This window comes from Catalinimonas locisalis, from assembly GCF_038039535.1.
In the GTDB taxonomy this organism is placed as follows: Bacteria; Bacteroidota; Bacteroidia; order Cytophagales; family Cyclobacteriaceae; genus Catalinimonas.
The window spans coordinates 169325-187541 of the sequence record NZ_JBBPHP010000003.1 but is presented as its reverse complement, the minus strand read 5'-3'; the positions used below and the strand labels follow the sequence as shown (position 1 = coordinate 187541).

Below are 18217 nucleotides of genomic sequence, written 5' to 3'. Positions count from 1 at the left end.
ACTACAGGATGCGATTTTTAAATAAATAGTTGCTCCAATAGTTAAAATTTACGCACAGTACTAACTAATGTTAGGTACAATGTAATACAAAGTAGTGGGTTTTATATTTTACATGCAAGCTTTAAGAAGAAAATTTTAAAGCGATTAAAGCTGCCATACATGTACGTCATGATGGCAGCTTTTGAAATTAAATCAGGTTAGATTGTTTTTTTACCATAAAATAGTAAACCAGAAAACCTAAAGAGATCATAACAGCTTCAATGCCAAAGGGCAGAGGAGAGTCATAAGCGTGAGGGATGAACTCTAAGAGAATAAGGCCGATACCTCCAAAAAAAGCTACCATCCCCCATTTTAAGGCGGTATGAGGATTACTCTCCAATTTAAGCGCATTTACAGTTTTTTCATCCAGGTTATTATTATCAATCATTTTCCTTCTTAGAAAATGCTCACTGAAAGCTTTGATAATACTTACAATACCAAAAAAGATAGTTCCAATAATAATTGCGGGTCCAATGAATTCCATAGTTAATATGATTTTGTTGTTTCTGCCGCATTAGACAGCGCTCCAAAAATTATGTTGCAGGAAATCTGAAAAAAAAATTGCAACCTTTATCAATAGTTATTGTCTAATGCGGCAATGAAGGATGATCATACAATAGTCAAGCATGTATTGGAAGGAGACCAGGGTGCTTTTCGTGAGCTTGTAAAAGCGCATGAGAAACTGGTATTCCATATGGTCAACCGGTTAATAGACAGGCGGGAAGAAAGAGAAGATTTATGTCAGGAGATTTTTCTGAAAGTATTTCGGAACTTATCAAAGTTCAAGTTTCAGTCACAACTCTCAACCTGGATAGCAAGTATTGCATACAGAACGACAATTAACCATCTGAGAAAGCAAAAAAGATATGCGGAAACAGACCTGGAAGAGGTTTCGTTTAGTTTGGAAGATATACAACTCAATGCTGAACAGCGTATAGACAGACAACACATTCATCAATACATACATGAGTTGATCCGGCAGTTGCCCTTGCAATACCGTACTGTACTGACACTTTACCATTTGGAGGAAATGTCGTATGCCGAGATTGGCGAAATTAGTGAAATGCCGGAAGGTACTGTAAAAAACTATATTTTTAGGGCACGGAAGATACTTAAAGAAAAACTTGAGAAGGTTTTTAAAAAAGAAGAACTCTTATGAAAAAGTTAAGCGATAAAGAAATACAGGAGCTGATAGAGTCTAATATGCAAGATCCATCTGCTGCGGCTTCGGATGATTATAAAACCTATCAATTGCTTTTTGACACATTGGCGCAGGCACCGGAGGAAAGTTTACCGCTCAACTTTGCAGAAAAAGTTACGCAAAAAGCAGTGCAGTTTAGTGTCAAAAAACAGGTAAGACGTTATTGGCTCATGGTAGGCTTAAGTATACTTTTCACTTTGTGTATCTGTGCAGTATCGCTTTTCATCTATCAGTTGCCTGCTGCGATTATGATATTTAACTGGCTAAGTGAAGCACGATGGATAATACTATTTTCTTTGGTAATGCTCGGCTTGATACAGTTTGCTGACTACTGGCTTATGAATAAAAAAAGGCTTTTCCCTGAAGCTTAATCATCCAAAGAGGCCTTAATACTTCTTATTGATTTCCTGTCAGTCTTCCTTTCACTGGCGTGTGAAGACATCAGTCATGCTGGTGCGAATCTCACAATAAAATTTTTTTTGTGCAGGGATTCTACATGCGTAATAAATGGTATGATTTTTTCTTATAATCTACTAAGCTGAGTCAATTTTGAAGATTTGGCGGTCGGTATGATTAGAGTACAACAAAATATTTTTTCATCATATTATTATGATAACAACAATGTTTTGTTGTTTACGTTGCATTATAAGTAATTTTTTTAAAATATCGTTAGCATTTTCATATTTGCTAACAAGGTAGCTTGAACTCTAAACTTTAGTATCATGAAAACCGAGAAGACAGTAGCCTCCATTTATAAAGATAAAGGCACAGTATATCGTAGCTACCATGACGGTTGGCTTAAAGCTGTGGATAATTTTGACAAGTACGTTAAGGATTTTAAGCCGAAAAGAGCCTACAAGTTCCATAACAACTAGCGATTAAAGCGTGAGCTGGTGGAAGTTTCTTAGTTTACCATAAAGTTTTTCTACCGGAAGGCCCACTACGTTGAAGTAAGAGCCTTCAATATGTGTGATGCCAACCATGCCTATCCATTCCTGAATAGCATATCCACCTGCTTTGTCCAATGGATGGTACTGGTTGATATAGTAATTAATTTCGTCATCTTCCAGCTTTCTGAAGGTTACGCGGGTAACATCACGAAAACTCTGTTGCTGTTCAGCCAGCGTAAGACATACTCCGGTAATCACCTGATGAGTATTTCCAGAAAGCTGTGTTAGCATCTGAAAGGCTTCCTGAAAATCTGCGGGCTTATTCACCACCGATTCATCTATCACCACAGTAGTATCAGCGGTAATGATAATTTCATCTTTTTCCATGGTTTTCTGATACGCCCTGCCTTTTTTAATTGCCAGGTATTCAGCCACTTTTTCTACGTTAAGATCATCGGGATAACTTTCCTCTACTTCCAGCGTTCGTATTTGAAATTTAAGTCCCAGTTCGCTAAGTAGCTGTTGTCTACGGGGAGAGTTTGATGCCAAAATGAGGTTAAAATTCATTTTCATGGATAGAGCCAAATAAAAAACCACAAATTACTTTGGGATAAAAGTAAGTAGATTTTTGAGGAAGCAAATGACCTCCGTAACAGATTTCCTTAATTTGGTTTATGCTTACTCCATTGGTGATGATTGCCATTTGTGCTTCATGGGTAGTAGTTACCTGATACAAGCAACTGGCAAAACTCCGTTCGTACGCAATTTGCTCTGAACTTCGTTGCTCCTGCCAGACAATTCCTAATACTCTTTCCAGAAAGAAATAATGTAATACCACTATATCAAGCTTCTTCAAAGCTTCGCTGATAGGTAAGTTTAACTCCTGATGCACTTCAGGCTTGAGCTTTAGCTTATAGCAGGAATCCCTGAGAAGCAAGCCAAAAGTCCAGGATTTACCGGCGATCACTTCAGGGATATCACAGTTATTTTCCTGAGGTTTAAGTTCAAAATATTGAGCACTCTTTTTCAACAATGTATCTGTATCAATAGCATGTGTGTTTTTTACCAGGCGATGGGTAGGAAGTACTTTTATGTCTTCGGATTCAGTATTGGTGAGGTACATCAGATGAAAATTATAACCTTCCTTTCCATGATGATGAGGGTTATTTTGCATCATTTTTCTCCGATATACTAATGAACTTTCGTAGCGATGATGCCCATCGGCAAGGATAATTTGTTTTTCAGCGAGTAGTGACAAGAAGTGCTGAATTTTGTCCTCTTTCCGTATGACGCTAAGAACATCCCGTACTCCCTGAAAATCTTCTGCTTCGTATAATACATTTTCCATGCTCAGATCCATGAGTGTTTCCAAGTGATGTTCTGGGTCGGTGTACAAACCATGGGTTGGGCTGGCATTGAGCTGAGTAGCTTCCAGTAGTTGTATCCTGTCATTTACAGAACTGGGTATGGTATCCTCATGACGCAAAACTACATTTTCTTCCCAGAATGAAGCCTCAATCATGCAAATAAAACCTTTTCGGCAGTACTCATTCGGATCACCGGGCAGGCGGAAATATTGGTAGTAAACATAAATACCGGGAATTTCGTCTTGCCTGATAGTTCCTTCCCGCTTCCATTTTTCCAAAGTTTCGGCTGCCTGCTGCGCCGGATGATTTCCTGAAGGTACGGAAAGGTGGATACTGTTGAGCGGGTTTTGATAGAGCGATGCTCGTTGTTTGGGAGATACTACATCAAAGGGGGGTGAAAGTTGATCTCCAATATTTTGAGTCAGCTCATCATTATATCTCCATGCTTTAAACGGACGAATTACTGCCATATTAGTGAATTACAAAAGAGAACAAAAAAGGTTTAGGAGAACCTTCTTTGTTTCCAACTCCGCTGGCTGCTGCCGCTTGAGGTAGTAGCTGCTGTATTAACTGGCTTGTTATCTTTTTGCTGAAAGAGGTGTGAGGCTACAAAAGCTGCTATTCGTTCTAACTCTTCATCCTTTTTCTGTTCAGCAAGTAGTGCTGCATCAAAATGCTGATCTACAAATTTAGTGTCAAAACGTCCTGAGGTAAATGCCTCATGCTGCATCACAAAGCGGCAAAAATCCAGTGTAGTTTCCACACCGGTTATCTCATACTCATGAATTGCCCGCAGCATCCTGCTGATAGCCGTTTCACGATCTTCGGCATGTACGATGAGTTTGGCGATCATGGGGTCATAGTATACGGGGATTTGCATACCTTCTTCAAAACCATCATCTACGCGAATACCTGGCCCCTGGGGACGACGATAGGTCTGTAACTTACCTGTATCTGGCAGAAAATTATTGGCAGGATCTTCTGCATATACCCTTACTTCAAGAGCGTGACCATTAATAGTCAAATCCTCTTGCCGGAAAGAAATAGCTTCACCCTGTGCGATGAGCAATTGTTGTTTGACAAGGTCAATTCCGCTAATCATTTCGGTGACCGGATGCTCAACCTGCAGGCGAGTATTCATCTCCAGAAAATAAAACTGCATGTCTTGCCCCATGACAAATTCTACGGTACCGGCCCCTACATAATTACAGGCTTTGGCTACGCCTATCGCGGCTTCGCCCATCGCCTGTCGCACACTTTCTGTCATGATTGGAGAAGGAGCTTCTTCAATCACTTTCTGGTAGCGTCGCTGGATGGAGCACTCTCGTTCAAAAAGGTGAATGATGTTTCCGTGCTCGTCACCAAGTACCTGGATTTCAATATGTTTTGGGCCAACAATAAATTTCTCAATAAACACTGATCCATCTCCAAAAGCGGAGGTAGCTTCGCTGACCGCTCTCTCCATTTGCTCCTCAAAGTCTTTTTCTTCCTCAACGATGCGCATTCCTTTGCCACCGCCTCCTGCACTCGCCTTGATCAGGATTGGGTAGCCTATTTCTTTAGCGGCAGCTTTTGCTTCTGTAATATCAGTCACGGGTTTTTCAGTGCCCGGCACAAGAGGAACCCCATACTTTTTGACTGCTGCTTTGGCGGCGAGTTTGCTGCCCATCGTTTCAATGGCTTGAGGAGAAGGGCCTACAAAGATCAGCCCTTCATCCGCTACACGCTGAGCGAAAGCAGCGTTCTCTGAGAGGAAGCCATAGCCAGGGTGGACTGCATTTGCTCCGGTTTGTTTACAGGCTTCAATGATGTTATCTATTTTAAGATAGGATTGTGAAGACTGGGGAGGGCCTACACAAACAGCTTCATCAGCATAAAGCACATGGGGAGATAGTTGATCAGCTTCGCTAAAAATAGCTACCGTAGGTATACCTTCTTCACGTGCGGTGCGCATAATTCTTAAAGCGATCTCACCCCGGTTGGCTACGAGAATTTTTTTGATTTTGGACATAGAAAAAAGGAGTATTCTAATAAATTATTGACATATTTCTAATAAATGATGCTTTTCATTTAAAATTAGCTAAGTGAAAGCGCAAAATTAATGATATGAACCATTGTGGAGGAATTTTATAATGTTAACTTTGCCCGATAATCTAGTAAAATTTTGTTTACACATAACTGAGCAAACGTGGATTTATTCAAGAAATTTACGGTTGACATGGGGCCTTTGGGCAGACATGCAGGGGTAGAAGATGGCTATTTTATGTTTCCCAAATTAGAGGGAGACATTGCGCCCCGCATGAAATTCAGAGGTCGCGAAGTCTTGACCTGGAGTCTTAATAGTTACTTAGGACTTGCCAACCACCCTGAAGTTAGAAAAGTCGACAGAGAAGCCGCTGAAAAGTGGGGCATGGCTTACCCGATGGGTGCCAGAATCATGTCGGGAAATACGGAAAAACATGATGAGTTAGAGAGGAATCTGGCAGCTTTTGTGAAGAAAGAAAGTGCTATGTTGCTCAATTATGGATATCAGGGAATCTTATCCATTATAGATGCTCTGGTAGACCGTAAAGACATTATTGTATATGATGCCGAGTCTCATGCCTGTATTATTGACGGAGTGAGGTTGCATATGGGTAAGCGGTTCGTATACCCTAACAATGATATCAAAAACCTTGAAAAACAGCTGGCTCGCGCTACTAAGCTAGCCAAAGAAACCGGAGGAGGTATCTTGGTAATTACTGAAGGTGTCTTCGGTATGTCAGGTAACATGGGTGCACTGAAAGAGATTGTTGCCTTAAAAGAGAAATATGAGTTCCGCCTGTTGGTAGATGATGCTCACGGATTTGGTACTATGGGTCCTAATGGGTCAGGTGCCGGAGAAGAGCAAGGTGTTCAGGATGGTATAGATTTATACTTCTCTACCTTCGCCAAAGCTATGGCTAGCATCGGTGCTTTTGTAGCTGGCGATGAGCAGGTAATTCGTTACCTACGCTACAATACCCGTTCTCAGATTTTTGCCAAGTCACTGCCCATGGTACTGGTTGAAGGAGGCCTCAAGCGTCTTGAAATGCTCAAGAACATGCCGGAACTTCGTGAAAATCTCTGGAAAGTTGTTAATGCATTACAAAATGGTCTTAAGGAGCGTGGGTTCAATATTGGTACCACACAAAGTCCGGTTACGCCTGTGATCTTGACTGGGGGTGTAGGGGAGGCTGCGGCTTTGGCGTATGACCTGAGAGAAAATTTTGCTATTTTCTGCTCTGCCGTAATTTATCCGGTAGTGCCTAAGGATGTAATTATGCTACGCCTGATTCCTACTTCCGCACATACATTGGAAGACGTGGAAGAAACGATAAAAGCGTTTGAGGCGGTAAAACATAAACTGGAATCCGGCGTTTACAAAAAAGGTGAGCTAGCGGCAGCTTTCCAATAAATCTTAATTATTGGCAAATTTTTTTGCTCATTGTATAGCATATTAGCTATATTGCCGCCTAAACAACATTTTTCATACAACCAGACTTAACTATGAAAAGATTTGATCAACTTAGAGATTTAGTAATGTCCCTAGAAGGAGACTTCGAGAAATTTTACGACAAAGAAAATCAAGCCGCTGGTACCCGTGTAAGAAAGGGTATGCAGGAGCTGAAAAATTTGGCGCAAGAGATCAGAATCGAAGTTCAGGATATTAAAAACAAAGCTTAAAATCGATATTACTGATTTTAAAGACATAAGGCAGTTCAAATTTGAGCTGCCTTTTTTATTTTTATTAATACAGTTTGCACTTCGATTGGTAGCAAAAAATGTTAGTGATTATGTTAATTTCCTGAGCTTTAGGGAAGTTGCCTATTAGCTTTAGACCTGTTCTTCATTCACATTTACAATTTTGACATAATGCTGCATAAGATTACAAAGTTGGGTCAAGGTGTCAGATTTGATCATTAGCTCATAAAAAGCACGATGTTCTTCCATGTCATTTCCTATGCGACATTTAGCCTGGCTTAAAGCCAAAATTTTGTCCAAAACCTCATTAGATTCCAGGTCAAGATGAAATAAGTAGTCAAAATCATTGTTGATAAAGTCTATGACATGTTCATCTTTAAATTTGCCCACCAAAGAAATATTCTTGTCAGTAAATTGTAAGTAACCAAAAATCTTGTTGCGAGCCCGACGCTTATCATAGCAGAGTACCTGCACTTCTTTTTTGTCAGCAACCAAATGATCAATGAACTCATCTATAGTATGTTGCTTCTCATGATCATGAAAAGTAACCAGGATGCCCACCCTCTGAGCTTTGTCATAGTTAACAGTTTTGTGCTTCACCTGTGACTTTTTGAGTAGCCCAGGAAGTTGAAATTTGATGATTTTTCTGGTGATGAACATGAACATAGCACACTACATTTTTTGGGTGTTTAGCATATTTAAGAAATCTTGTTCAGAAATAATTGAAATGTTCAAATTTTCTGCCTTTTTACGTTTGGCAGGCCCCATATTTTCCCCTGCCAATAAATAATCTACTTTACCAGAAACCGCTGATACAATTTGTCCGCCGTTGATTCTTACCTTTTCTTTAATTTCTTCTCTGCTGAAAGACTGAAACACACCGGATACTACAAATGACTTTCCTTCCAAAGTAGTGCTTTCTCTCAGCTCTTCTTCTTCTACAATCTCAAACTGTAAACCAGCTTCCTTTAACTCGTCTACAATATCGCGATTATCCTGATCTTCAAAAAAGTCAATAATGCTTTGGGCAATTCTCTCACCTATTTCCGGTACATTCACTAATTCATCAAAACTGGCATTCTCCAGATTTGTGATATTTCCGAAGTGACGGGCTAGCTTTTCGGCTACTGTCTTACCTACATAACGGATACCCAATGCAAAAAGAACATTCTCGAAAGGGACTTTTTTAGACTCCTCTATACCTTTCAGCAGATTTTGGGTAGAAAGATCTTTGAAACCTTCCAGCATAAAGATGTCTTCGTAGGTTAACTTATACAGGTCGGCCGGGGTATGAAGGAGCCCTTTTTCGTAAAGCAAAGCAACAGTTTCTTTCCCCATGCTGTCAATATCCATGGCCTTGCGCTGGATAAAATGTTCCACCCTTCCCTTAATCTGGGGGGGGCACCCTTTGATATTGGGGCAAAAATGTTGCGCCTCTCCCTCTTTCCGTATCAGAGGGGTATCGCATGCCGGACAGTGATCTATATATTTTACAGCCTGACTGTGGGGAGGACGTTTGCCTACGTCTACACCGGTTACTTTAGGAATGATTTCACCGCCTTTTTCTACAAATACCGTATCCCCTATCCTTAGATCCAGGCGGGCGATTTCGTTAGCATTGTGAAGAGAAGCTCTTTTTACGGTGGTCCCAGCTAATTTTACTGGAGAAAGATGGGCAACCGGAGTAATAGCTCCGGTACGGCCTACCTGATAATCAATATCCAAGAGTTTGGTAGAAGCGCTCTGTGCCTTATACTTATATGCAATGGCCCAGCGGGGGCTTTTTGCGGTACTACCCAATACTCTTTGTTGATCATGACTGTTTACCTTAATCACAATACCATCTGTATCTACAGGTAGCTCCAGTCTTTTCTTCTCCCACTCATTAATGTATTTGAAAACCTCATCTATGTTTTCGCAGCGCCGATAAGTATCGGAGATATGGAAATTCCATGTTTCTAAAGTTTGAATAGCCTCGGCATGGGTAGAAACGGGTAAGTCATCGCCTACCAGTGCATAAAGGTAGCAGTCCAGCTGGCGTTGGGCTACCAGTGCAGAATCCTGCATTTTAAGACTACCTGAAGCCGCATTTCTGGGATTAGCCATGAGCATTTCACCTTCTTCTTCCCTGATTCTGTTCAGCTTATTAAATACAGTGCGAGGCATAAAAGCTTCTCCACGGACTTCAAAACGAGTAGGTAGATTTTCTGCCTGTATTTTGAGAGGAATGGTACGGATAGTTTTCGCATTGTAGGTGATATCATCACCCCGGGTACCGTCGCCCCGGGTAGCAGCTCGCACCAGATACCCATTTTCGTAAAGCAGGCTTATGGCTACGCCATCAAATTTGAGTTCGCAAAAGTACTCATAAGGCTGATTATTGAGACCCTTGGCTACTCGTTTGTCAAACTCGCTTAGTTCTTCCTGGCTATATGTATTCCCCAGGGAGAGCATAGGGTAGTCGTGTACTACCGTTTCAAACTCCTTAGTAATGGTACCGCCTACGCGCTGAGAAGGAGAGTCAGGGTAGCGAAACTGAGGAAAGTCATTTTCCAGAGAAATCAGTTCTTCCAGCAACTGGTCAAACTCATAGTCTGAAATTTCGGAAATGCTTTCCTGATAGTACTTTTGGTTATAATAGTTAACTTTTTCAGTAAGTTCTTCAATCTTTTTTTTCGCTTCCTCGCTTGTCATAAGGGCATTTTTGAAGTATTACAAATCTACTTGATTTACCTGCAATTCAAAAGCTCAGGACCCAACTCGCTATGTCAGAATAACAAACACTTACAATATTGTAGAAGAGACTGTTAGTCTGCTAAAAGCAGAACATGTAGTTTCGGGGCACCCTCTAATTATTTGGAGCTTTATTAATTTGAAAATCAAAATACGCTGTGAAAATACTGAGCAGGTAGAAAAAGTCCTACTCCAAAGACAGGCAAAATATACTGTATTGTTTATAGGGGAGGTACTTGTTTCAAGATACTATATATTTGAAAGTTGTGCTTAGAAAGGTGCATAAGGTGGTAATAGATAAACAGTCTAAAACCTTCTTTGTTGGCAATGAAAATATTCTACAGTGATATGTTGTTCAAAGATCAGCCGTAAGTCTTTTTAAAAGCAGCAATGCTTTGTGCATTGCCAATGATAATCATGGTGTCTCCTTCGCTTACTTTCAGATCACCGGGAGGTGTAATGGTGAAGCCGTGGCGTTTACTTTTGAAGCCAATGACAGTGGCTCCCGTTCTTCTACGAATGTCAAGGTCCATGATAGTTTTGTCTTTAAATTCATCCTTAAGTTCATTGTAAGAAAAGTCTTCTAACTTCAGATGTTCACTACTCACTCCAGTGAGTAGATTTAAAAATTCAATTACCTCTGGCTTAGTGATCAACTGGGCCATATGTATGCCTCCTATGGCATCGGGCATCACTACCTGATTGGCACCGGCCCGGTACAGCTTCTTGGAAGCACTTTCTTCAGTAGCGCGCGAAATGATTCTTACCTTAGGATTGAGTTCCCTTGCTGTTAATGTGATAAATACATTGTCAGCATCGCGAGGTAAGGTAGTGATGATCGCCTCTGCCCGCTCTATTCCGGCGGTGAGCAGCGTTTCGTCACTGGTAGCATCTCCGATGATATACTCAAAATTGCTATCGGAAGGGAAATGGTCCGCCAAATCTACATTCTGCTCTATAAGGATAAATGGACGTTGACTTTTCAACAGCTCAGCACAGGTTTTGGTCCCATTTCGGCCAAATCCACAAACGATAATATGATTCTGCATACGTTGAACCCGTTTACTAATCATGTATTGATGATAAATTTCTTTGAACTCACCTTCTACAATATAGGTAGTGATGATACTGATGGCATAAGCAAATATTCCCAGGTTGAATATGATGTAAAAGCTGGTAAATAGGCGCCCATTATCTGAGAGGGTCTGGACTTCAGTGAAGCCTACAGTAGATAAGGTGATAATGGCCATATAGAAGGCTTCCAGCATTGAATATTTCTCAAGCGTAATGAAGCCTATCATTCCTACGACTACACTAAATAATAGTAAAGACAAACCAAGAGTGATACGGCCTAACTTTATTTTTTTTAGCCCAACTTTTCGGATAGCGTTGCCAGCACTCATGTTTTAAGCAAATGAATAAACGTCAAATGGGGATACAATACTTTCAAAGATACAGCTTGAAAGAAAACTACCAATATAACGGTGAAAGAGGGTATAATGGAAGTTAAAGGTAGGAAAGCTATAATTTGAAGAATTCTAAAAAATAAGTGAATATTTTTTTTATATATTGCTAAATTACTATGCAATAGTAACCTGTATTTACTTTTTCAACAGTAAATTAATATTACTGATCCTTTTTGCATAATAAATTGCTACAGTGTAATTATGTATTATAAAGGAATTCTGTTGAGCTATAGAGAGATTAAGTAAGTTTTATAGATGATAGATTTGAATCTTTCTAAGAGTCCGGTCGTTGGCACAGTTTTGGTAATCAAAACTGTAAATTTTGCAGTTAGTTTATGAATGTAAAGATCATTAGAGCGTTTGCGATCACTTTGATTTGCTGGTTGATGCTGGGAAGTGCTTTTTCTAATGCACAGAATGAGGTGATCAATAACGTAAGAGATGCTTTAAAAACAGGAAGCTCAAGAGAATTGAGCAAGTATCTCAATAATACTGTTGAGATTAGCGTAAACGGAGAGAAGGCAAGCTATAGCCGCAATCAGGCCGAATTTGTACTCAAAGATTTTTTCAATAAATACCCCCCTCAAGGTTTTCGTTATGTGCATCAGGGTTCTTCAAAAGAAGGATTAAAATATACTGTGGGCACCTATACTTATGATCGCGGCGAGTTCAGAGTCTTTATGCTGATCAAGCAGATAGGAGGAGCCTATATGGTAGATAAGATTGATTTTAATGAAGAATAAAATAGTCAATTAGACTTATTCTACTTTCCTATACCTACCTAAAAATGACTGGCAAGCCAGTAAAGTACTTACTTCTCTGACTTACCAATCAATCTTTCTCAGTACTTATTGAATTTTTCCTCAATCATCTTCTTTGCTTCTGTCAGCACATTATCTAAGCCGCTTATATCTTTTCCTCCGGCTGTAGCAAAGAAAGGCTGTCCACCTCCACCACCTTTGATATTCTTGGCCAACTCTCGTACCATATTACCAGCATGTAGCTCGTGGGCTTTGATAAGAGGTTCGTCAACAGCCATAGCAATTTGAGGCTTTCCATCAATATCAGCAGCTAATACCAAAATCAGGTTATCCAGTTGGTTTTTGATATCAAAAGTCAGCTTCTTAAGCATATCGGCACTAGGCAAAGACACCTTGTCTACAATTACTTTCACATCGCCCACCTGATAGGCCTTATTGATAATACTATCTTTAGCATTTAGAGCCTCTTTCTGTTGTAGGCTTTCTATCTCTTTCTGAAGTTGATTACGCTCGCTTACCAAAGTTTCAATAGCTTTTTTGAGATCAGCAGGGTTCTTGAGTGTTTCTTTGATTTCTCTCATCAAATCTTCCTGCTCATAAACATAAGCTTCAGCAGCATCAGCTGAGATGGCTTCAATCCTTCTAACTCCGGCAGAGATAGAACTTTCGGAAACGATCTTGAATAAGCCAATATTACCGGTAGAGGTCACGTGGGTTCCTCCGCAAAGCTCCAGCGAGTAATTTCTGTCAAAAGCGATCACGCGTACAAAATCACCATATTTCTCCCCAAATAGGGCAGTGGCTCCCATCGCTTTGGCTTCTGCCATAGGGATATTGCGCATTTCTTCCAAAGCAATATTTGCACGAATCTTCTGATTTACAATATGCTCTACCTTTCTGATTTCCTCCTCACTCATCTTGGCAAAGTGTGAGAAGTCAAATCTTAGTAAGTGATCATTGACCAACGAACCTTTCTGCTGCACATGCTCTCCCAGAACTTGTTTGAGCGCAGCATGCAGCAGGTGGGTAGCACTATGGTTATTCATGGTCAGCAGGCGCTTGTCCGCATTCACTACACAGCTAAAAGTAGCGTGAACATCCTCAGGAAGTTCTTTGGTATAGTGAATAATGAGGTCGTTCTCCTTCTTGGTATCAATGATGTGAGTTTTCTTACCCTCTGCCTCAATAAAACCTGTATCTCCTACCTGTCCACCGCCTTCGGGGTAGAAAGGCGTACGGTTCAGGACGAGTTGATAATAAGTTTTGTTCTTTTCTTTAAGCTGTCGGTAACGGACGATCTGAGCTTCAGTAATAAGGCTGTCATAGCCTATAAACTCAATATTATCTTCATCCAACAGGCTGACCCAATCTCCGGTGTCTACCGTAGCGGCTCCTTTGGAGCGTTCTTTTTGCTTCGCCATTTCCTGCTGAAAACCTTTTTCATCCACTGAAAGACCACTTTCTCTGGCAATCAAAGCGGTGAGGTCCAGCGGAAACCCATAAGTATCGTACAGTTCAAAAGCTACAGCTCCTGGAATAACTTTCTGTTCGTTATACTCTTGCTTGATCTGGTCCAGCTTACGCAAGCCTATTTCTAATGTGCGCAAGAAAGAAGCCTCTTCTTCCTGTATTACCTTAGCCACGAAGTCATTTTGTGCTGGCAGTTCGGGAAATATATCTACGAACTGCTGAGAAAGCTGAGGAACTATACGGTAGAGGAAAGGCTCTTTGAAATTCAGAAATGTATAGCCATACCTCACTGCTCTACGCAAAATGCGGCGAATCACATAACCTGCTTTGTTATTGGAAGGCAATTGTCCGTCGGCAATGGCAAAGGAGATCGCACGGATATGGTCTACAATGACTCTAAGGGCAATATCCGTTTCTTTCTTTTCACCATACTTTACGCCAGCCCAAGCAGATACCTGCTTAATGAGCGGGGTGAAAACGTCAGTATCGTAGGTGGAAGCTGTTTTTTGTATGGCCATAGCCAGACGTTCAAAGCCCATTCCGGTATCTACATGTTTAGCAGGTAGGGGTTTAAGTTCACCCGAAGCCTGACGGTTAAACTGCATAAATACCAGGTTCCATATCTCCACTACCAGCGGATGATCCTGGTTGACTAACTCTTTTCCGGGTTTTTGATCTACCTCTTCCTGAGGGCGAAGGTCAATATGAATTTCTGAGCAGGGGCCACAGGGACCGGTATCGCCCATCTCCCAGAAATTGTCCTTTTTGTTGCCGTAAAGGATGCGATTTTCATCAATAATCTCCTTCCAATGGTCAAAAGCTTCCTGGTCAACAGGTAAGTTATCGCCTTCATCTCCACCAAAAACAGTGACATATAAACGATCTTTGGGGAGTTTATATACTTCTGTCAGTAGTTCCCAACCCCAAGCAATGGCTTCTTTTTTAAAATAGTCTCCGAAAGACCAGTTTCCCAACATCTCAAACATCGTATGATGGTAAGTATCTATGCCTACCTCTTCTAAGTCATTATGCTTGCCGGAAACTCTTAGGCACTTTTGACTGTTTGCAACTCGACTGTAAGGTGCGGGTTTATTCCCTAAAAAGTAGTCTTTAAACTGGTTCATACCCGCATTCGTAAACATAAGAGTTGGGTCGTTTTTTGTTACGATAGGGGCAGATGGTACAAACTGATGTTTCTTACTTTCAAAAAATTGTATGAATGTTGTTCTTATTTCCTGAGAATTCATTGTACACGTAATTTTTCAGCGCAAACGCATAATATGAAATAGTGTAAATTTAGGATATTACCACATTTATAACTCACTCTTTCATGCATCTATAACTGATACCTTGATTTTCAAATGCTTAAAGGGACAAAATTAAAGATTAGAAACCAGCATTAACAATGTCTAAGATAAAATATTATTACGATACCGAAACCTGCAAATACGAACGCATCCGGGTGAGTAAATGGGATGTCTTTTTAAATGTATTAGGGTTCATATCACTAGTGTTGGTAGCAGGAATATGCCTAATTATAGTTTTTGACACCTATTTTGAATCACCAAAAGCAGCCAGGCTCAAAAAGGAAAACGAAGAGTTACAGTTTTATTATGATATGCTGAGCAAAGACATGGAGCGTGCCAACGATATGTTGACATCTTTGCAGGATAGAGATAATCATGTTTATCGTACCATATTTGAAGCTGAGCCTATTCCTTTGTCAGTAAGAAATGCGGGAGTAGGAGGAGTAGAACGCTATAAAGAATTACTGGAAGATGGTTTGGAAAGAGAAGAACTTATCCTCAATACCAAAGAAAAAGTAGATAAGCTTAAGCGTCAGCTGTATATCCAGACCAAATCTTATGATGACTTGCTGGGTATGGCGGAAGATAAAACGGAGATGCTGGCAGCAATTCCTGCCATTCAGCCAGTATCTAACAAAGAGCTTAGAAGGTTGGCTTCCGGTTTTGGTATGCGTATGCACCCTATTTATAAAGTGAAAATGATGCACCCTGGCATTGACTTTTCTGCTCCGCAGGGTACACCTATCTATGCTACGGGTGCTGGTAAAGTGGTTACAGTAAAAAGCTCATTCACCGGATACGGAAAACAGGTGGAAATAGAGCATGGCTTTGGCTATATCACCAAATACGCTCATATGTCTGACTTTAATGTAAAAGTTGGGCAAACTGTAGAGCGTGGCCAGTGCATTGGTTATGTAGGGAATACAGGTACATCAACTGCACCTCACCTGCACTATGAAATTCTGAAAGATGGGGATAAGGTAAATCCTATCCACTTCTTCTATCAGGATATCACGGCTGAGGAATACGAAGTGTTGGTACAACTGGCCTCTATTGAGAACCAGTCACTCTAGTTTGATTGCTTAAGGTTAAAAGTTGAAGGTCAAATTGTGTTGCAATACTTATAACTAGGCATATAATGATATTAGGGAGCTTCGGCTCCTTTTTTTATGTCCCTACTTTGATAAAGCTTGTTGTGAATTCATGAAAGTTTGGCAAACTTGCTGTGCCATTTCAAGTTGAAGCATAAATAAGTTGTACATAGTTTGATACTTCCGTCAATTATTCAGGCCGCACAAATATGTGCCCAGTTGGGTGTAAGACACGCAGTGCTTTCCCCCGGCTCACGCTGTGCTGCTTTGTCTATTGCCTTTGTGCGCCATCCGCAGATCAAAACCTATACTCTCAGTGATGAGCGTTCTGCGGCTTTTGTGGCTTTAGGCATAGCCCGCCAGTTGCACGAACCGGTGGTATTAATATGTACTTCAGGCTCTGCGGCTTACAACTATGCTCCGGCAGTAGCCGAAGCTTTTTTTCAGCAGATTTCTCTACTTTTGCTTACCGCAGACCGCCCGCCGGAGTGGATTGATCAACTGGATGGACAGACAATCCGCCAAAGAGAAATTTACGGAAGGCACATCAAGGCCAGTTTTGAGTTTCCGATTGGACAAACCCAAGAAGATCAATGGTATGCGAGCAGAATGGTTTCTGAAGCACATAATCTATGCATAGCTTATCCGCAGGGGCCAGTACATATCAATGTGCCGATCAGAGAACCTTTTTACCCACAGCGTGGTGAAGAAATCAAGTTTGATCAGGATGTGAAAGTTATCCGGCAAATTCCTGCTAACTATAGTTTGCCAAACGCGCAGGCTTCAACTTTACTGGAGCAGTGGAATGCAGCAGAGAAGAAGCTGATCGTTTGTGGACAAGGTGCTATGGAAGTTGATTTGATTAAGGTTATTGAGAAAATAAGCAAAGAGCATCAAATCCCAGTAATAGCAGATGTGATCTCAAATATGCATGCTCTATCAGGAGCGGTCAAACATGCGGATGTGCTACTGGCACAAAAAGATGAAGATTTGTTAAAGCAGCTTCAGCCCGATCTGCTCATTACTTTTGGCTTGTCGGTGATGTCCAAAAACCTGAAGCTCTTTCTACGAAAATATCGCCCCGCTCAGCATTGGCATATACAGCCTTCGGGCAGTGCTGCCGACACTTTTCAGGCATTGACTCAGGTAGTGCATGCTTCTCCTTTGGCGTTTTTCCAAAACATGCTACAGCAAAAGGGAATACTTTCTACCCAAAGCGATTTAGTAAAGGTCTGGCAAAGAGAGGAGCAAAAAGCAGCAAATTATATTAATACTCTGTTTGAAAAAGAGGAGCCCAATCAACCTGGTGAGTTCCAGGCAGTGAAGGAAGTACTTCACTATTTGCCTGACCAAAGTAATCTGCACCTGGCCAACAGTATGGCGGTGCGTTATGCAAATCTTGTGGGTTTGGGCGAAAAACAGGATGGGGTGGAGGTTTTTGCTAATCGGGGTACCAGCGGGATAGATGGAAGCAATAGCACTGCGGTGGGTTCAGCCTTGAGTTCTGACCGCCTGACTGTATTAATTACCGGAGATCTGGCCTTTTTCTATGATCGTAATGCTTTCTGGCATAACTATAAGCTGCCTAATTTGCGGGTAATATTGCTGAATAATCATGCGGGAGGAATCTTCAGAATGATTGACGGTCCGGCAAGCCAGCCCGAACTGGAAGAGTACTTTGAAACCAGACAAACTCTGGAAGCTGAAAATACAACACGAGACTTTGGTATGCAGTATCAGCACATTGAGTTAAAAAGCGAAGCAGATATGCACGAACTAAAAGAGTTGTTGCCTGGTTTTTATCAGCGTTCGTCAGCGCATACTCAGCTATTAGAAATTGTAACGGATGCTCGTGTGAATACCGAAATTTTTAAGCAGTACAAAAAGCTGATTCAGCAGAAATATGGAGCCTGAAATAGCTGTTGGTTACACTTTTCAACATATAACATTAAAGCAAGAATGCCCATTTCTTTTGACAATATCAGGATAGGTAAAAAATACTTTTTGACCAACTACGGTGAAGAATCAGAGTTTGAGGTGATGGAGTGGTTAGGCGAAGATAACTACAAGCTCAAAGACCTGACTTCACTGGAAATTTACACACTGAACGACCTGATCAAATACGGCAAATCCGAAGATTTTGATATTTACGAAATTAAATAATAATGT

The 18217-nt window shown here is 40.9% G+C and carries 17 protein-coding genes; 9 read left to right on the top strand and 8 right to left on the bottom strand.

What is annotated here, in order from left to right:
* Nucleotides 1-187: 187 nt before the first annotated feature.
* Nucleotides 188-523: a DUF6249 domain-containing protein gene (locus WJR50_RS06755; protein WP_341292480.1), complete on the bottom strand. Its 336-nt coding sequence runs from the start codon at nucleotides 521-523 to the stop codon at nucleotides 188-190.
* 114 nt (nucleotides 524-637) lie between these two features.
* Here WJR50_RS06755 and WJR50_RS06750 point away from each other — a divergent pair, with 114 nt between their 5' ends.
* From WJR50_RS06750 to WJR50_RS06740, 3 genes are all read left to right on the top strand, one after another.
* Entirely contained in the window at nucleotides 638-1198 is a 561-nt protein-coding gene (locus WJR50_RS06750; protein ID WP_341292479.1) for an RNA polymerase sigma factor, read from the top strand.
* A complete protein-coding gene (locus tag WJR50_RS06745) occupies nucleotides 1195-1611 on the top strand; it encodes a hypothetical protein (RefSeq protein ID WP_341292478.1) in 417 nt (138 codons plus the stop codon). Before WJR50_RS06750 ends, WJR50_RS06745 begins: the two co-directional genes overlap by 4 nt.
* A 351-nt stretch (nucleotides 1612-1962) precedes the next feature.
* Nucleotides 1963-2115 (top strand): hypothetical protein, encoded by a 153-nt coding sequence (locus tag WJR50_RS06740; protein ID WP_341292477.1) that lies wholly within the window; start codon nucleotides 1963-1965, stop codon nucleotides 2113-2115.
* Between the two features lie 3 nt (nucleotides 2116-2118).
* Here WJR50_RS06740 and WJR50_RS06735 read toward each other — a convergent pair whose 3' ends face one another.
* From WJR50_RS06735 to accC, 3 genes are read right to left on the bottom strand one after another with little or no spacing between them, the layout of a single operon-like run.
* Nucleotides 2119-2703: a Maf family nucleotide pyrophosphatase gene (locus tag WJR50_RS06735; protein WP_341292476.1), complete on the bottom strand. Its 585-nt coding sequence runs from the start codon at nucleotides 2701-2703 to the stop codon at nucleotides 2119-2121.
* A complete protein-coding gene (locus tag WJR50_RS06730) occupies nucleotides 2687-3967 on the bottom strand; it encodes a DUF1015 domain-containing protein (protein ID WP_341292475.1) in 1281 nt (426 codons plus the stop codon). Before WJR50_RS06730 ends, WJR50_RS06735 begins: the two co-directional genes overlap by 17 nt.
* 32 nt (nucleotides 3968-3999) lie before the next feature.
* A complete protein-coding gene (accC, locus tag WJR50_RS06725; protein ID WP_341292474.1) occupies nucleotides 4000-5508 on the bottom strand; it encodes an acetyl-CoA carboxylase biotin carboxylase subunit in 1509 nt (502 codons plus the stop codon).
* Nucleotides 5509-5685: 177 nt separating this feature from the next.
* On the opposite strand from accC, the gene WJR50_RS06720 reads away from it, so the two are divergent.
* Nucleotides 5686-6933, top strand: a complete 1248-nt coding sequence (locus WJR50_RS06720; RefSeq protein ID WP_341292473.1) for an aminotransferase class I/II-fold pyridoxal phosphate-dependent enzyme — start codon at nucleotides 5686-5688, stop codon at nucleotides 6931-6933.
* Nucleotides 6934-7025: 92 nt separating this feature from the next.
* Complete coding sequence (locus WJR50_RS06715; protein WP_277484152.1) at nucleotides 7026-7202, top strand: BF3379 family histone-like protein; 177 nt, start codon at nucleotides 7026-7028, stop codon at nucleotides 7200-7202.
* A gap of 150 nt (nucleotides 7203-7352) precedes the next feature.
* On the opposite strand, the gene WJR50_RS06710 is transcribed toward WJR50_RS06715, so the two are convergent.
* From WJR50_RS06710 to WJR50_RS06700, 3 genes are all read right to left on the bottom strand, one after another.
* Nucleotides 7353-7886 carry a DUF6913 domain-containing protein gene (locus WJR50_RS06710; RefSeq protein ID WP_341292472.1) on the bottom strand — a complete coding sequence of 178 codons (534 nt, stop codon included), beginning with the start codon at nucleotides 7884-7886 and terminating at the stop codon, nucleotides 7353-7355.
* Nucleotides 7887-7892: 6 nt separating this feature from the next.
* Entirely contained in the window at nucleotides 7893-9914 is a 2022-nt protein-coding gene (gene ligA / locus WJR50_RS06705) for an NAD-dependent DNA ligase LigA (protein WP_341292471.1), read from the bottom strand.
* Between the two features lie 401 nt (nucleotides 9915-10315).
* Nucleotides 10316-11356, bottom strand: coding sequence for a potassium channel family protein (locus WJR50_RS06700; protein WP_341292470.1), 1041 nt, complete (start codon nucleotides 11354-11356; stop codon nucleotides 10316-10318).
* A 398-nt stretch (nucleotides 11357-11754) separates the two neighbouring features.
* Here WJR50_RS06700 and WJR50_RS06695 point away from each other — a divergent pair, with 398 nt between their 5' ends.
* Complete coding sequence (locus WJR50_RS06695) at nucleotides 11755-12162, top strand: DUF4783 domain-containing protein (RefSeq protein WP_341292469.1); 408 nt, start codon at nucleotides 11755-11757, stop codon at nucleotides 12160-12162.
* 98 nt (nucleotides 12163-12260) lie between these two features.
* Here the strand turns inward: WJR50_RS06695 and alaS are convergent, their stop codons facing one another.
* A complete protein-coding gene (gene alaS, locus WJR50_RS06690; RefSeq protein WP_341292468.1) occupies nucleotides 12261-14897 on the bottom strand; it encodes an alanine--tRNA ligase in 2637 nt (878 codons plus the stop codon).
* A gap of 158 nt (nucleotides 14898-15055) precedes the next feature.
* Here alaS and WJR50_RS06685 point away from each other — a divergent pair, with 158 nt between their 5' ends.
* From WJR50_RS06685 to WJR50_RS06675, 3 genes are all read left to right on the top strand, one after another.
* Nucleotides 15056-16030 (top strand): M23 family metallopeptidase, encoded by a 975-nt coding sequence (locus tag WJR50_RS06685; protein WP_341292467.1) that lies wholly within the window; start codon nucleotides 15056-15058, stop codon nucleotides 16028-16030.
* Nucleotides 16031-16222: 192 nt separating this feature from the next.
* Entirely contained in the window at nucleotides 16223-17962 is a 1740-nt protein-coding gene (menD, locus tag WJR50_RS06680; RefSeq protein WP_341292466.1) for a 2-succinyl-5-enolpyruvyl-6-hydroxy-3-cyclohexene-1-carboxylic-acid synthase, read from the top strand.
* Between the two features lie 45 nt (nucleotides 17963-18007).
* The gene (locus tag WJR50_RS06675) at nucleotides 18008-18211 is read left to right on the top strand and encodes a hypothetical protein (protein WP_341292465.1); all 204 of its coding nucleotides are present in this window, start codon (nucleotides 18008-18010) and stop codon (nucleotides 18209-18211) included.
* The last annotated feature ends 6 nt before the right edge of the window (nucleotides 18212-18217 follow it).

What these genes read in the sequence shown, in the direction of transcription:
- WJR50_RS06710 (WP_341292472.1), bottom strand. Translation starts at nt 7,886, where the DNA reads ATGTTCATGTTCATCACCAGAAAAATCATCAAATTTCAACTTCCTGGG.
- WJR50_RS06715 (WP_277484152.1), top strand. Translation starts at nt 7,026, where the DNA reads ATGAAAAGATTTGATCAACTTAGAGATTTAGTAATGTCCCTAGAAGGA.
- WJR50_RS06745 (WP_341292478.1), top strand. Translation starts at nt 1,195, where the DNA reads ATGAAAAAGTTAAGCGATAAAGAAATACAGGAGCTGATAGAGTCTAAT.
- WJR50_RS06755 (WP_341292480.1), bottom strand. Translation starts at nt 523, where the DNA reads ATGGAATTCATTGGACCCGCAATTATTATTGGAACTATCTTTTTTGGT.
- WJR50_RS06750 (WP_341292479.1), top strand. Translation starts at nt 638, where the DNA reads ATGAAGGATGATCATACAATAGTCAAGCATGTATTGGAAGGAGACCAG.
- WJR50_RS06700 (WP_341292470.1), bottom strand. Translation starts at nt 11,356, where the DNA reads ATGAGTGCTGGCAACGCTATCCGAAAAGTTGGGCTAAAAAAAATAAAG.
- WJR50_RS06675 (WP_341292465.1), top strand. Translation starts at nt 18,008, where the DNA reads ATGCCCATTTCTTTTGACAATATCAGGATAGGTAAAAAATACTTTTTG.
- alaS (WP_341292468.1), bottom strand. Translation starts at nt 14,897, where the DNA reads ATGAATTCTCAGGAAATAAGAACAACATTCATACAATTTTTTGAAAGT.
- WJR50_RS06740 (WP_341292477.1), top strand. Translation starts at nt 1,963, where the DNA reads ATGAAAACCGAGAAGACAGTAGCCTCCATTTATAAAGATAAAGGCACA.
- WJR50_RS06735 (WP_341292476.1), bottom strand. Translation starts at nt 2,703, where the DNA reads ATGAAAATGAATTTTAACCTCATTTTGGCATCAAACTCTCCCCGTAGA.
- WJR50_RS06695 (WP_341292469.1), top strand. Translation starts at nt 11,755, where the DNA reads ATGAATGTAAAGATCATTAGAGCGTTTGCGATCACTTTGATTTGCTGG.
- WJR50_RS06730 (WP_341292475.1), bottom strand. Translation starts at nt 3,967, where the DNA reads ATGGCAGTAATTCGTCCGTTTAAAGCATGGAGATATAATGATGAGCTG.
- WJR50_RS06685 (WP_341292467.1), top strand. Translation starts at nt 15,056, where the DNA reads ATGTCTAAGATAAAATATTATTACGATACCGAAACCTGCAAATACGAA.
- ligA (WP_341292471.1), bottom strand. Translation starts at nt 9,914, where the DNA reads ATGACAAGCGAGGAAGCGAAAAAAAAGATTGAAGAACTTACTGAAAAA.
- accC (WP_341292474.1), bottom strand. Translation starts at nt 5,508, where the DNA reads ATGTCCAAAATCAAAAAAATTCTCGTAGCCAACCGGGGTGAGATCGCT.